This window comes from uncultured Cohaesibacter sp., from assembly GCF_963556055.3.
Taxonomy (GTDB): Bacteria; Pseudomonadota; Alphaproteobacteria; order Rhizobiales; family Cohaesibacteraceae; genus Cohaesibacter.
In genome coordinates, this window is record NZ_CAUVYE020000015.1 from 105,458 (window position 1) to 119,180 (window position 13,723).

Annotated in this window: 12 protein-coding genes; 1 reads left to right on the forward strand and 11 read right to left on the reverse strand. The window is 55.5% G+C overall.

The window, feature by feature from the left end; genetic code table 11:
• Nucleotides 1-35: 35 nt before the first annotated feature.
• Nucleotides 36-1,097, forward strand: coding sequence for a substrate-binding domain-containing protein (locus ACHZB8_RS13150; RefSeq protein ID WP_316860972.1), 1,062 nt, complete (start codon nucleotides 36-38; stop codon nucleotides 1,095-1,097).
• A 113-nt stretch (nucleotides 1,098-1,210) separates the two neighbouring features.
• Here the strand turns inward: ACHZB8_RS13150 and ACHZB8_RS13155 are convergent, their stop codons facing one another.
• From ACHZB8_RS13155 to ACHZB8_RS13205, 11 genes are all read right to left on the reverse strand, one after another.
• Nucleotides 1,211-2,308, reverse strand: coding sequence for a M24 family metallopeptidase (locus ACHZB8_RS13155; protein ID WP_316860973.1), 1,098 nt, complete (start codon nucleotides 2,306-2,308; stop codon nucleotides 1,211-1,213).
• A 49-nt stretch (nucleotides 2,309-2,357) separates the two neighbouring features.
• Nucleotides 2,358-3,176 (reverse strand): aspartate/glutamate racemase family protein, encoded by an 819-nt coding sequence (locus ACHZB8_RS13160; protein WP_316860974.1) that lies wholly within the window; start codon nucleotides 3,174-3,176, stop codon nucleotides 2,358-2,360.
• Between the two features lie 3 nt (nucleotides 3,177-3,179).
• Nucleotides 3,180-4,850: a hydantoinase B/oxoprolinase family protein gene (locus tag ACHZB8_RS13165; RefSeq protein ID WP_316860976.1), complete on the reverse strand. Its 1,671-nt coding sequence runs from the start codon at nucleotides 4,848-4,850 to the stop codon at nucleotides 3,180-3,182.
• An 11-nt stretch (nucleotides 4,851-4,861) separates the two neighbouring features.
• The gene (locus tag ACHZB8_RS13170; protein WP_316860977.1) at nucleotides 4,862-6,934 is read right to left on the reverse strand and encodes a hydantoinase/oxoprolinase family protein; all 2,073 of its coding nucleotides are present in this window, start codon (nucleotides 6,932-6,934) and stop codon (nucleotides 4,862-4,864) included.
• On the reverse strand, nucleotides 6,927-7,436 hold the full coding sequence (locus ACHZB8_RS13175; RefSeq protein ID WP_316860980.1) for a GAF domain-containing protein: 510 nt from the start codon (nucleotides 7,434-7,436) through the stop codon (nucleotides 6,927-6,929). The genes ACHZB8_RS13170 and ACHZB8_RS13175 overlap by 8 nt, the downstream gene beginning before the upstream one ends.
• Nucleotides 7,436-8,236, reverse strand: a complete 801-nt coding sequence (locus ACHZB8_RS13180) for an ABC transporter ATP-binding protein (protein WP_316860981.1) — start codon at nucleotides 8,234-8,236, stop codon at nucleotides 7,436-7,438. Before ACHZB8_RS13180 ends, ACHZB8_RS13175 begins: the two co-directional genes overlap by 1 nt.
• Nucleotides 8,233-9,123, reverse strand: coding sequence for an ABC transporter ATP-binding protein (locus ACHZB8_RS13185; RefSeq protein ID WP_316860983.1), 891 nt, complete (start codon nucleotides 9,121-9,123; stop codon nucleotides 8,233-8,235). Before ACHZB8_RS13185 ends, ACHZB8_RS13180 begins: the two co-directional genes overlap by 4 nt.
• Nucleotides 9,120-9,953, reverse strand: a complete 834-nt coding sequence (locus ACHZB8_RS13190; protein ID WP_316860985.1) for an ABC transporter permease — start codon at nucleotides 9,951-9,953, stop codon at nucleotides 9,120-9,122. Before ACHZB8_RS13190 ends, ACHZB8_RS13185 begins: the two co-directional genes overlap by 4 nt.
• Nucleotides 9,950-10,975, reverse strand: coding sequence for an ABC transporter permease (locus ACHZB8_RS13195; RefSeq protein ID WP_316860987.1), 1,026 nt, complete (start codon nucleotides 10,973-10,975; stop codon nucleotides 9,950-9,952). The genes ACHZB8_RS13190 and ACHZB8_RS13195 overlap by 4 nt, the downstream gene beginning before the upstream one ends.
• A gap of 64 nt (nucleotides 10,976-11,039) precedes the next feature.
• Nucleotides 11,040-12,629: an ABC transporter substrate-binding protein gene (locus tag ACHZB8_RS13200; RefSeq protein WP_316860989.1), complete on the reverse strand. Its 1,590-nt coding sequence runs from the start codon at nucleotides 12,627-12,629 to the stop codon at nucleotides 11,040-11,042.
• A gap of 37 nt (nucleotides 12,630-12,666) precedes the next feature.
• Nucleotides 12,667-13,356: an XRE family transcriptional regulator gene (locus tag ACHZB8_RS13205; RefSeq protein WP_316860990.1), complete on the reverse strand. Its 690-nt coding sequence runs from the start codon at nucleotides 13,354-13,356 to the stop codon at nucleotides 12,667-12,669.
• Nucleotides 13,357-13,723 lie beyond the last annotated feature (367 nt).

A 13,723-nucleotide genomic window follows, 5' to 3' on the forward strand; every position in this document is an offset into this window, starting at 1 on the left:
AACAGATTTTCAGGTCATTCAGTCAGAGGTCTCCCGTGGTGAAGAATCCCACCCCTAGCAATCGGTCTTCTCGCGTCACAATTCTGGATGTAGCCCGCGCTGCGGGTGTGTCCAAATCCAGTGTTTCCAGGCTTCTTGATGAACGCCTGCCACGCTCCAATAGCGAAGTGGCTCAGCGGGTTCGGAGAATCGCCAAGGAGCTTGGTTATGTCAGGGATATCTCGGCGGCCAATTTGCGCCGGGGCAGTACGAGCATGATCGGGCTCATCGTTCCCCGGCTGACAGACACGGTGATGGCGATGCTTTATGAAGCCCTGCAACGGGCAGCCGCAAAGTCCGGCAAGGTCGTCATCGTGGCCACGACGGATGAAACACCGGAGGCCGAGCGGCGCGCCGCCGATGGACTTATAGGGCGTGGTGTGGAAGCTCTGGTGCTGGCAACAGCACGCAATGACGATCCCTTTATCAAGGAACTGGCAGAGCGCGGTGTCAAATATGTCCTCGCCCTGCGAACAGACGGGGCGAGCCTGTCATCGATTGGCAATGATGAATTGGGAGGCTATCTTGCCACCCGGCATCTGATCGATCTTAACCATCGCCGGATCGGCGTCATAGCAGGGCCCTCATTTGCCTCGACTGCATGCGAGCGCACGAAAGGGTTTCGAAAAGCAATGGCAGAAGCCGGTCTGACGGTTGATGAAAGTCTGATTGTTCCTTCAACATTCGGGATTGAGTCCGGTCGCGACGCAGCAACGGAATTGATGTCGAGATCGGAACCGCCCACCGCCATTTTCGCAGTAAACGACAATATCGCAATCGGGGCCTTTGCCGCCATTCATTCGCTCGGACTGTCAGTTCCCGGCGATGTTTCCCTTGTCGGATACAATGACATCCCGATCGTCTCCCACCTCTATACGCCAATGACCTCGGTTCATGTGCCGTTTGATCAGATTGCATCATCTGCATTGGAGCTGCTGGAGGCAGAAGAAATACAACCTGATGAGAGAATTCGGGTTGCCATGCCGTCCCTTATGCCGCGGCAATCGAGCATTTCACGGGCCTCTCAGAAAAAGAGCCGAGACCAGATTGCAGAGTGACTGGTCTGAGCAGGAGGAGACAAATCCCCTGCCCCATCCCTGCCCCTACCCGGCATGAAGGTGTGACTTTTTAGGCGTCACACCCTTCGGCCATGCGGATTCACAGGTTTGTTTCAAAGCGCTTTCACGTCGCGGGGAAGTTCGGACAGGATTTCCGGACCATCGGCGCGCAGAATCACGATCTCTTCCAGACGGATGCCAAAACGACCGGGCAGATAGATACCGGGTTCGATTGAGAAAACCATTCCTTCGTCAAGAATCGCTTCAGAGGTTGCGGTAATGAATGGGGGTTCGTGGCCATCAATGCCGAGGCCGTGCCCGGTCCTGTGGACAAAATAATCGCCGTAGCCAGCGTCCGCTATGACATTGCGGGCTGCGGCATCGACGTCTTTTGCCATGACGCCGGGTCTGGCCGCTGCCAAGGCGGCTTGCACCGCCTTCTCAACGATTGCATGAACCTCGTCATAGCCGTCCGGAGCCTCTCCGACAATGGCCATGCGCGTGATATCGGATGGATAGCCGTCCCGGCGGCCACCAATATCAATCACGATGGCATCGCCCGCCTTAATGACTGACTCGCTTGCAGAATGATGTGGAAATGCCCCATTGCCTGCGGCTCCGACGATCCAGAATTGCGGGTCTGCCTGCTCTGAAGCAAAGTGGTTCTTGATCTCGGTGGCGACCTGATTTTCCGTCATGCCCGGTGTGATGACGTCAAAAGCCTTCTGCATGGCGCGATCGGCAATGAGCGCGTTCATTTTCAGCTTCTGATATTCGGTGGCGTCCTTGCGCATGCGCAACTTGCCCAATGTGGTCTCGAGGAACTGGCGCGGTGTGCCTGCCGGTAAACTGTCGAGCAACAACAGAGCGAAATCGACCCGCATGGTTTCATCTAGTGCCACGGCCTTGGGCGCGGTGACGCCGATGGCTTCCAGAGTTTGCAGCAGGGCCGCTTGCGGGCCATCTTCATCAGACCAGCAATGGAAGGCAATGCCGGTAAAGGCTCTGGACCCTTCCGCATTCAGTCCGGGCATCAGGAAAGCTTCCTTTTCCGGCCCGATGAGAAGCAGGCAGGCGCGCTCGTCCGGATGGGGATGAAAGCCAGCGACCCAATCCATGTGAGAGCCGGGTGCAAGGGCGATGAGTTCAATATTTTCCCTGCTCATTTCTTCGCGCAGGGCTTTGAGGCGCATTGACGTCTGATCTGTCATATTCTGGCTCCGACAATCTATTGGATTTCCTGACCGGCTCAACCATTCGCTAGGCGGTGCTTGGTGGGACGACTATGCGGCTGCCAAAAACGGGGCCGTCATAGTCAAATGCATTGAAGCTTTTGAGTTCTTTCTCGCTTGGGGCCTCACAGGACCATTTGCGGCTGGGTTTCCAACCGCATTGATGCTTGAGCAAGGCCGCATACTCAGCCCGCTTGAGCGCAGCGATAGATGGATCGATGACGGGGACACCAAGCTCTTTTTCGAGTTCTTTATAGAAGCCGACTTCCATGGTGCAGCCAAGAAGCAGGGCTTCGGCGTGACCAACCTCCACCGCTTCCCTGCCAGCGGCCTTGAGGCGTTTGGCCGTCTCTTTGTGATCCTTCTGGAAATCGTTGACGCCTAGCCCGACAGCATGGAAACCGGATAGCCGGGCTCCATAGCCGTAGCCTTCAATGGTCGAGCGCATCTGATGGACCCACTTTTGCCGCCCGACGATGACACCAAAGCGATTGGCTAGACTAGCTGCAATTTCGCAAGAGGCAATGCATGGCGCGGTAACGATCATGTCGCCGGATATTTCGCGCGCATCCAGAAGGCCGGTATCATAGAAGCAGCCGATCGCCAGCGCATCGAAGCCTTCCTCGGCGGCCACCCGAACCGCACGAATGATGCCCCGCAGCACAAGGGCCTCATAGGTGCGATATTCAATGTGGGAGAAGGCATATTGTTCCTTTGGCAAGGCGGTCACATGCACTTCCGTGTTCGCGAGCTTGTGCTCGCGAACCATGTCGGCAAAAATCTCGTCTACAATCCGGTCTTCCGAGACCGGATTGAGATACATGATTTTGGGAGCACCATTTGCCATTGATCAGGCCTCGGCGACTTCGACACCATGCACTTGCAAGGCACGTTCCGGGGTGATCAATCCATTGCGGACATCGGCTCGAACCAGTTCCGGATCCCGCTTTTTCGGATCGCCATAGCCACCGCCACTCGCCGTGATGATGCGGATGACGTCATCCTCATCGACCCGGATGCCCGAACCGAAGGTGAAGCGTTCGGAGCTGCCATCCTTGCGGATGACAATGGCATAGTTTGTCGAGCCGTCATTGCCGCCTTCCAGCGCCCAGGGACCAATGCGAGAGCGGGTATAACCCAGCGTCAGGAACGAATTGTCCTTGCGGATGCGATAGTCAAGACAAATGCCATGACCGCCAGACCACTGCCCTTCGCCACCCGGCTCGAGATTGAGAGCCATCTGGTCGATGAACAGACCGTTGCGGGCTTCCGAGATCTCTGCCGGACAGTTATAGGTTTCTCCATGAACGCCGGAGAAGATGGCATTGTTGCCGTCTCGCCCGTTGCTAGCGCCCCAACCGCCGATCTGCGGTTCAATGATGGTATATTGGCGCCCCGTATCGGGATGGATGCCCCCCACGAACGTTCCTGCGATGGAGGCAAAGTGCCCCGCGGGCAGACGATCCGGAATATGCGGGGCCAGACAGCGCCAGATGAGATCATAGACACGGATGCCGACTTCGTAATAGAAGGCAACCGCTGCGGGTTCTTCGCAGTCGAAGATCGTGCCCTTTTTCGTCAGCAGCTTGAGCGGACGGAAGGTGCCTTCGTTGGCTTGCAGTTCCGAGGACGTCAGGGATTTGAAGGCGACCTGTGCGCTGACCAGCGTGTCATCGAAGCTGGCATTGTAGGGCATGGCCGTCTGTTCCGGGTTGTCTCTGAGATCGACGATGAATTCGGTGTCGGAGATGGTGACCTTGACGTTGAAGAAACGGCCGTCATCCTGCTCTTCCGTCAACTCGAAGGTGCCTTTGGGAAGATCTGCCATGGCAGCAAGAGAGACCTTTTCCCCGAACTCCATGTAATTGTCCATGGCGGTCTGAAAGGTATCAACGCCATATTTCTCAGCCAGTTCAATCAAGCGCTTGGCACCGATGCGCACCGAGGCGATCGCCGCCCAGAGATCGCCCTTGAGGAAGTCCGGCATGCGCGAGTTGACGGTAATGATGTCAAACACCGACTGAATAGGCACACCCTTGTCGATGAGCTTGACGGCAGGCAGGCGCAGACCTTCCTGAAAAATTTCCGTCGCATCGGCCGACATCGATCCGGGGGCCATGCCTCCGACGTCGGAATTGTGGGCAATGTTGGCTGTCCATGCAATCAGCTTGTCGCCAGCGAATACCGGCATGGCAACGATCAGGTCGTTGAGGTGGGTCACACCGCCATAATAGGGGTCGTTGGTAATGAAGACATCGCCGGGATTGACATCGCCGGGCTTGTTGAACTTCTCGACGAACACCTTGACCGACTTGTCCAGCACACCGATGAAACCGGGAATGCCCGCACCGGAGCTGGCGAGTTGGCCTTTGGTATCAAGAATACCGGTGCCCATATCGAGCACTTCATAGATGATCGAACTCATCGCGGTTTTGCGCATGGCGGCAAACATTTCATCTGCCGTGGCCTGAAGCGAATTCTGGATGATTTCGAGGGTAATGGGATCATAATCGTGGGACATGATAAACCTCCTCAAGCTTGCAGATGAATGTGAATGTTGCTGTAGCCATCGACCTCGACCTTGCATTCAGGATCGACGACAACGGTGGTACCGGAATCCTCGATGATGGCAGGGCCAACAAAGCTCATGCCGGGTTCGAGCTTGTCTCCATCATAGATTTTTGCGTCAAAGATCCCTTGCGTGGCATAGTCCACCTTACGCTCGGACTTGACGGCTTCTGATGCCGGTGTACCGGTGACCGGTTTTTCAACCATTTCCAACTTGCCAACCTCTGCGGCCGCGACCAGATGAATGCCGACCAGCTCGACCGGGGCATCCAGGCGGTAGGTATATTCATGCTCGTAAGCGGCGTGGAAATTCTCGGTGATCTGGGCAATCGAGGCATCTGTGATTGCGCCCTCGATCAGAACTTCGGTGGTATGCTCCTGATTCTGATAACGGAATTTTCCGTATCGGAGGAACTTGACCCGGTCCGCCGCGATGTCTTCGGTAGCGAACTGCTTCAAGGCAACCGCTTCGCTTTGCGTAAAGAGTTGCTCGATTTCATTTGCTGCATTCTTGGCCAGATCCACCAGATGGGTGACGAAATAGTCGCGTCTGAGGTCGGACATCATCATGCCCCAGGCCGAAAAGACCGATGCACCCGCCGGGATGACAACCTTCTTGACGCCCAGCTCCTTGCCCAGAGCAACCGCATGCATGGCACCGCCGCCGCCGAAGGCGACCAGCGTGAAGTCACGGGGATCATGGCCACGGTTCAGAGAGACCAGCTTGAGCGCATTGACCATGTTGTTGTTGGCAATGCGGATGATGCCGCGGGCGGCCTCGTCCTTGTCGACGCCAAGCTTGTCGCCGACCTTGGCGAGAGCCGTTTCGACCGCGCCCATGTCTGCGTCGAGCGAGCCGCCACAGAAATAGTCCTTGTTGATACGGCCAAGCCAGAGATTGGCGTCGGTGGTGGTGGCTTCAACGCCACCACGGCCATAGGCGGCCGGTCCCGGCATGGCGCCAGCGGATTGCGGACCGACATGGAGCTTGCCGAAATCATCCACCCAGGCGATGGAGCCGCCACCGTTGCCGATCTCAACCAGATCGACGACCGGAACCATGATCGGGTAACCGGCAGAGGACTTGTCACGCTCGATCCAGTAATCGGTCATGATTCGGACTTCACCGCCTTCAATCAGGGCGCATTTCGCTGTGGTGCCACCAATGTCGAGTGCCAGAACATCCTTTTCGCCGATCAGACGGCCAAGTTCAGCCGCGCCCCAGAAACCGGACGCCGGGCCGGATTCGACCATGGTGATGGGGATTGCGGAGACAGATTCGATTGTATCGACACCGCAGTTGGACTGCATGATATAGATGCTGCCATCAAAGTCCTGTTTGATCAGGCCATCCTTGAGATGAGAAAGATAGCGCTCGGCTGCTGGCTGCACATAGGCGGACAGAACAGCGGTGTTGGTGCGTTCATATTCGCGCCATTCGCGAGTGATCTGATGGGAGGAGACGACAGCGACTTCCGGCCACAATTTCTTGACTTCGGCCATGGTCGCCTGTTCGTGGCTCGGGTTGGCGTAGGAATGCAAGAAGCTGATGGCAACCGCTTCGACACCTTCCTTGCGGAACAGATCCAGGATTGAAGGCAGGGCGGACAGATCCAGAGGGACCATTTCTTCGCCCTGATAGGTCATGCGGCCGGGAATTTCCTGCCGCAAACGACGCTCGACAAACGGTTTGGGCTTGCCGTAATGAAGGTTGAAGAAGTCGGGACGGTTGCCACGAGCCAGTTCCAGCGTATCCCGGAACCCTTTGGTGGTAATGAGGCCAACCTTCACGCCCTTGCGTTCCGTGAGCGCGTTGATCACCACGGTCGTCCCGTGGGCCATAAAATCGATACCGGCAGGATCAACATTGCCCTTTTTCAGAACGTTGAGGACACCTTCCTCGAAATTGGGAGGAGTGGTGTCCGACTTGGCCGTCACGATCTTGACATCACCGGTCTCGGAATTGGTTTCAAAGCAAACAAGGTCGGTGAATGTGCCACCAACATCGGTTGCAACGCGAATTGTGGACTTATCCATTGGCTTGCATCCTCTCGAATTTTTCCTGCAACAGAACACATAGGGCACCCGGCAGTTTCAGAGCGTCGGCAGCCTTCACGCGTTCTTCGGTATAGAAGCCTGCGTCATGCAGACAGTTGATCGTAGCGACAACCTGATCCATGACGATGATGGGAATATTGATCACGGACTCACAGCCCAGGCGTTTGATTTGTTCATGATCGTCAAAGACGTCGGCAATTTCCTCGATCGTGTTGGCGACGAAGGATTTGCGCTGATTGAGCGTGATTTCGCTCCAATGGGTCGGATTGTATGGCTTGGTGCCCGACACGGGATATTCATCCGGCATGTTGGAATAAACGCGGGACGCCACGCCGGTCACGGTATCGCATAACATGACGGTGAACAGCTTCACACCGATGGTTTCCTTTGTCAGGCCTTCCAGCGCCGCGTAGGCCGTGTCAGGTTGGTTTTCTGCGCTTTCGATTGCCTTGGCGAAAGCTGCATTTTCCAGAAGGGTCATTACTTCATTGTCTCCGAAAGTTTGTCGCGCAGGGCTTGTTCGTCGCGTCCGACAATGGGCACGGCAGCCATAAGGCGGCGGGTATATGGATTTTTTGGATCTTCGAACACATCTGTTGTCGAACCGATTTCGACCAGCTGTCCTTTCTCGAAGACGGCCACCCGGTCGGCTATGTTGCGGACGACGGAAAGATCGTGGGTGATGAAGATGTAGGTCAGGTTGCGCCGCTGCTTGAGGTCTTCAAGCAACTTGAGAACGCGCGCCTGCACCAGAACATCAAGCGCCGAGGTAGGCTCATCCAGGACGACCAGCCGTGACTGGCAGGCCAGTGCGCGGGCAATGGCAACGCGCTGTCTCTGACCACCCGAAAGAGCGGCGGGCGAGCGATGGCGAAATTCCGAGGGCAACCCCACTTCCTCAAGCAATGTCTCAACCATGCCGTTGCGATCTTTCTTCTCGCCGATGCCGTGAACATCGAGCGCAAGGCGCAGGGACGCGCCGATGGTGCGGCGAGGATTGAGCGAAGAAAGCGGATTTTGCTGGACAAGCTGGATGGCGCGACGCAGCGCCTTGCCGCGCTTGTCCGGCAGTTCCTTGTCTTTGTAGAGGACGCTGCCCTCTGTTGCGGAATAGATGCCCAGAATGATGTTGGCGATGGTGCTCTTGCCGGAGCCGCTTTCGCCAACGATGGCCAGACATTCGCCCTCTTGAACATCAAAAGAGACGTCGTCAAGCGCCTGGACAACACTATCTCCGACCGTGAATTGTTTGGAAACCTTGTAGACGGACAGAAGGCTCATGACAGAAGCTCCTTCTCGCTAAAGCCCGCATGGGCTACGAGCGGCAAGCCAAAACTCTCGGATGTTTCGGCAATATCGGGAATGCCGCCGCCGGTTATGCGCGGAACCGCAGACAACAGAGCCTGGGTGTATGGGTGGCGAGGGTCTTCAAACAGGGCCTCGGTTGGCCCCTGCTCCACCAGATTGCCTTTGTAGATCACATACACCCGGTCGGCGAATTCACGCACGACACCCAGATTGTGAGAGATGAACAACACGGCGGTGTTGTGCTTCTCGACCAGATTGGACATGAGGTTCAATGTCTGGGCCTGAACGGTCACGTCCAGTGCCGTGCCCGGTTCATCTGCAAGCAGCAGGGTCGGATTGTTGACCAGCGCCATGGCGATCATGACGCGCTGGTTCATGCCGCCGGAAAGCTGGAAGGCATAGGAGTCGTAAACCCGCTCGGGATTGTTGATATGTACATCCGTCAAGGCGGCTATGGCGATCTCTCTTGCCCTTTGCCTGGTGATCTCCGGATCCTTGCGGCGCAGGACCTCGGTGAACTGCACCGAGATCGGATAGGTCGGATTGAGCGAAGAGGTCGGATCCTGGAAGATCATCGACATCTTGGTGCCGCGCATGGCGTGACAGGTTCTGGCGGGCATGGTGTTTATGTCCTGCCCTTCAAACAGGATGCGGCCAGAGACGTGCGTGTTTTTAAGCTCCTGTAGCATACCCAGCACCAGACGGGCCGTGACCGACTTGCCCGAGCCGCTTTCACCAACCAGAGCGACCCGTTCACCCTGACGAATATGGAGGGAAATTCCATGCAGGACGTCATTCATGCCAGACCAGCTCTTGAAACCGAGTTTGAGGTCTTCAATTTTCAGGATCGGTTCGCTCATTGGTCCACTCCCAGAATTTCGCGCAAGGCGTCGCCAATCAGGTTGAAGCCAAAGACCGCGATCAGGATGGCAAGGCCGGGGAAGACCGTGAGCCACCAGCTGTCGGGCAGATAGCGGGCTCCTTCGGCAACCATGGAGCCAAGGTCCGGGGTTGGCGGCTGAACACCAAGACCGAGGAAGGACAGTGAAGAGGCAATGAGGATGACAAAGCCGAAATCCAGCGTCATCTTGGTGAGAATGGACGGCACGCAGTTGGGCAGGATTTCACGGAACATGATGTGCAATTTGGATGCACCGATGACCTCTGCCGCCAGCACATAGCCTTCTTCTTTCTCGGCACGCGTGATGTTGAAGACAAGACGCGTATACCATGGCCACCACATGACGGTGACCGCAATCATGCCGTTGGCAAGGGTTGGCTCAAGCAGTCCCATCACGGACATGGCAAGCACCAGCGGCGGGATTGAGAGGAAAACGTCCGTCATCCGCATCAGCACGAACTCGGTTTTGCCGCCAAGATATCCGGCCAACAAACCGATGGAGACACCGATCGGAACTGCAATGACCAACACCACGATGCCCAGAATGAGCGAGATGCGATAGGCATAAATGACGCGGGTGAAGAGATCGCGCCCCACGAGATCGGTGCCGAACAGATGGGTCCATGATGGCGGCTGGTTGAAGTTGAGAAAGTCAACCACAGCACCGCGATGGTCTGGAAAAGGGGTGATGAAATCAGCGAAAATGGCCGCAAAAACGACCAGCCCGACCAGAATGAGGCCCGTCAGGGACAGCGGATTGCGCGTCAGGGTTACAAATATCTTTTTCATGAGGACCTCTCGGAGAGGCGAATGCGGGGATTGACGATCGAGACGAGCAAATCAACAACAAGATTGACGATCAGGAACATCGCCGAGATGACCAATACCGTGCCAATGATGGCATTGAGATCCTTGCGCAGGATGACGGCAACACCATAGCGGGACAGTCCCGGCCAGGCATATACGGTCTCGATCAGGAAGGCGTTGCCGAGCATGGCCGCAAAGTCCAGACCAATGATCGTCAGGGAAGGGATAAGCGAAGGGCGGAAGGCAAACCGGTTGGCAATGCGCTTGCCGGGAAACCCGAAGGCCTGCGCCATCTCGATATAGGGCGCCTTGTAGGTTTCGACCATATTGGAACGAATGAGACGAGCGGCCTGCCCTATCCCGGCCAGAGAAAGCGCAAAGGCGGGCAAGATCAGATGCCAGAAGGCATCCGCAAAGGCTGCCATCTTGCCCGCAAGCAGTGTGTCGATAAGCAGAAAGCCGGTGACCGCAGGGACGCTCATGCTCTCGGAGATGCGCCCGGCAATCGGGAAGATCGGAAGAAAATAGGCGAAAACCAGCATCAATGCCACAGCCCAGACAAAGCCCGGAGCCGAGACCCCCAGAAGGGTGACGGTGCGGATGGTGTGGTCAATCCAGCTGTCGCGATAGCGCGCCGACAGGATACCAAGTGGCAACGCAATGCCGACCATCATGACCCCGGCGATGATGACCAGTTCGAGAGTGGCGGGCAGAAACTGGGCAATATCCTGCATCACTGGCCGGTTGGTATACAAGGAGATGCCCAGATTGCCACGAGCCAACTCTTTCAGAAAATAGCCATATTGAGTGAGGAAATCGTCATTGAGATGAAGTTTTTCGCGCAGGGCTGCGACCGCTTCAATAGTTGCGTTGGGGCCTAGCGCGATACGGGCCGGATCGCCCGGAATAATCCGTGCGATGGCGAAAATCAGCAGCGAAACACCAAACAGAACAATCAAAGAGATACCGAGCCGCTTCGCAAGAAGCCGGGCGATGGGAGACATGACTCTATTTCCTGTGGCGAGAGGGCCCGAGCCGCGCAATCGCGGCTCGGGAGGGAGGTTGGGCTTAGTCTTTCATTTCCATCAGGCGGAAATTGAAGCCGAAGCCCGCCAAGGCAAAGGCTTTGCTTGGATCAGACAGGGCTGGCACAGAAACCTTGTTGGTTGCCGCGAAGACCGCGATCTGGTCCATGCCATAGATGGTTGGAGCGATATCCTTGAGATAGTTGTTCAGCTCCTCGTAAACCGCGATGCGTTCCGCTTCGTCACTAACCGCACGGCCTTTTGCAAGAAGCGCGTCAACCTTCTCGTCCTTGAGATATTCAGGAGCCATCCAGGTGCCGGAATGCTTGGAGTCATACATCGCATAGATCAGCGAGTCGGGATCGCCGGTGGTGGTGTTCACGAAGACCTGCGAGATGTTTGGCGTATTTTCAGGTTTGGAAACACGATCAACAAACAAGGCCCATGGCACTTTCTTCACCGTAGCCTTGATACCCAGTTGGGAGAAGTTTGCCTGCATCAGCAGAGCGAACCGTTCTTCGAGTGGCACTTCGCCGATCCAGGACAATTCGATGTCCATATTCTTGAGATCGTATTTGCAAAGAGCGAGATGTTCCTTGGCTTTTGCCAGATCCTGATGGATTTCCTCGCTCGCTGGCAGAGATCCCATCATGCCAACCGGCAGTGCGCCGGTGGATGGGCTGCCCTGAGCCACATCGTCGGTGATGGAAACCATCTTGACGGCCGTGTCATAGTCAAACGCATATGAAACGGCGCGACGGCATTCCACGTCATCAAATGGAGCCTTGGCTGTATTCAGCTTGATGTAGAATTCTGACGTGGCCTTTTCCGTAAGCAGTTGCATGCCACTTTGAGCCAGAGATTTGAGCACTTCGGGCGGCAACCACTGGGAAGAAATTTCGTGTTCGCCCTGCGCCATCAGGGTGCGGACGGTGGCCGCTTCCAGACCATAACGCATGCGCACGGTGTCCGGTGCGACTTCAGGAATGCCGAGGAAATAGTCGGCGTTCTTTTCCATGACCGTTTCTTCCTGCGGATTGTGAGAAACGATCTTGTAGGCGCCTGTGCCTGCGGTGTGGCCCGACAGATAGGCCTGACCCCAGTCTTTCATTTCCCCGTCACCCTCTTCAAGATGGGCCATGACGTCTGCCTTGTCGACGATTGGCAGGCGGGTCAGCGCAGCGACGAAGGGCGAATAGGGTTCCTTGAGAGAGAATTTCACAGTAGACGCGTCAACAGCTTCAACCTTGTCAACCAGGGTGTAAAGGTGAGACATCCCCTGCCCCAGGGCCATCATGCGGTCGAACGAGAAAACGACATCCTCCGCGCTCATGGTGTTGCCGGAGAGGAATTTGACATCCTTGCGCAGTTTGAAGGTGTATTCAGCCCCATCAACCGTCCAGCTTTCGGCAAGAAACGGATCATAGCCGGGCTGACCCTGCTTTGGAATGACAAGAGCATCATACAGGTTGTACATCAGCATGGAGTCGGCATAGTCCGATGCTTTTGCCGGGTCGATTTCACCGACAGGTGAAACATCCAATCGCAGGACAGCGCCTGCGATGGCCTGACTGGACACCAATGCCGAGGTGGCGATCAGGCCTGCTGCAAAATATTTCAAATAGGTTTTCATGACGGGTTCCCTTTTGGCGGTGGATTGGCTTTTTTTGTTACTTTTCAGTTGGTTCGAGGCGGTCTTTTTTTCTTTTTCTGTTTCTGGCTCTGGCTATCGCCACACTGGCATTTTCGGTGATCGACTTTTCTTCATCGCCGAAAACATCCATGGTGCAAGTATGGAAAACGATTGTGGGTTCTGTGGTGTGGTTCCAGGTAGAATGAACGCGATTTGAGAGGAAGTGAGCGGTATCACCTTGTTCAAGGATGTTCGTTTCGCCTTCAATTTCCAGCGTAAGCTCTCCCTCGACGATGTAGAAGATCTCCTCGCCTTCGTGGGACATCGGCTCGCTTCTGAAACCGGGAGGTTCGTGAATAAGGGTGCTGCGCAAAATGTTGCCCGGCACCGGAGCTGACAGGCGCTCATAGCTGACAGAGTGCCCCGGCGATCCATCAAGTGTATAGCGCGTGCGCTCATTGTGGCGGGTCACCGTGGCGACCTTTTCATCGGGAGATTGGAAAAACTCTCCGACATCAAGCTGGAGAACACGACAGACCGCAACCAGCGACGTCAGAGACGGAACCGTGATGCCTCTCTCAATCTGAGAGATGAAACCAGTAGAGAAGCTTGCCGACTTGGCAACATCTTTCAAAGTGAGCCTCAATTCCTTGCGGCGCGTGCGCAGCCGGTCTCCAAGAGACGGCATGACTGAGGATTGCTGAGAGCTTCGATCACTGTTTTGCAAGGCTGCGTCCTTTTTTAGTAATACTATAATTGGACGCATTATTGCTAAAATCTGTCAATTGTTTTTTTAGTATTGCTAAAAATTTGCGCGTTACTGACTATTTTTTTAGCATTGCTAAAATTCTCGTTTGGTCAAATTTTCAATCACTTGGCCGGTTTGCGCAAAAAAGAAGCGATTTTGAGTGATCAAAATTGAGACGGTAAAATTCTGCCCGTGACAACACCTTGCCCGCGAAAAGATCGTATTGGTATGACGTGAGGTCCGTTTAATTATGCTGGTTTTTCTGTTTGAAATGGCATCAATTCGGAACGAGCAAGACTGCTATCCTTGCTTTTTGAAATCGACCTCTCTCGCTGTTCCAATCCGT

What these genes read in the sequence shown, in the direction of transcription:
- ACHZB8_RS13165 (WP_316860976.1), bottom strand. Translation starts at nt 4,850, where the DNA reads ATGTCCCACGATTATGATCCCATTACCCTCGAAATCATCCAGAATTCG.
- ACHZB8_RS13175 (WP_316860980.1), bottom strand. Translation starts at nt 7,436, where the DNA reads ATGACCCTTCTGGAAAATGCAGCTTTCGCCAAGGCAATCGAAAGCGCA.
- ACHZB8_RS13185 (WP_316860983.1), bottom strand. Translation starts at nt 9,123, where the DNA reads ATGAGCGAACCGATCCTGAAAATTGAAGACCTCAAACTCGGTTTCAAG.
- ACHZB8_RS13180 (WP_316860981.1), bottom strand. Translation starts at nt 8,236, where the DNA reads ATGAGCCTTCTGTCCGTCTACAAGGTTTCCAAACAATTCACGGTCGGA.
- ACHZB8_RS13160 (WP_316860974.1), bottom strand. Translation starts at nt 3,176, where the DNA reads ATGGCAAATGGTGCTCCCAAAATCATGTATCTCAATCCGGTCTCGGAA.
- ACHZB8_RS13200 (WP_316860989.1), bottom strand. Translation starts at nt 12,629, where the DNA reads ATGAAAACCTATTTGAAATATTTTGCAGCAGGCCTGATCGCCACCTCG.
- ACHZB8_RS13195 (WP_316860987.1), bottom strand. Translation starts at nt 10,975, where the DNA reads ATGTCTCCCATCGCCCGGCTTCTTGCGAAGCGGCTCGGTATCTCTTTG.
- ACHZB8_RS13155 (WP_316860973.1), bottom strand. Translation starts at nt 2,308, where the DNA reads ATGACAGATCAGACGTCAATGCGCCTCAAAGCCCTGCGCGAAGAAATG.
- ACHZB8_RS13190 (WP_316860985.1), bottom strand. Translation starts at nt 9,953, where the DNA reads ATGAAAAAGATATTTGTAACCCTGACGCGCAATCCGCTGTCCCTGACG.
- ACHZB8_RS13170 (WP_316860977.1), bottom strand. Translation starts at nt 6,934, where the DNA reads ATGGATAAGTCCACAATTCGCGTTGCAACCGATGTTGGTGGCACATTC.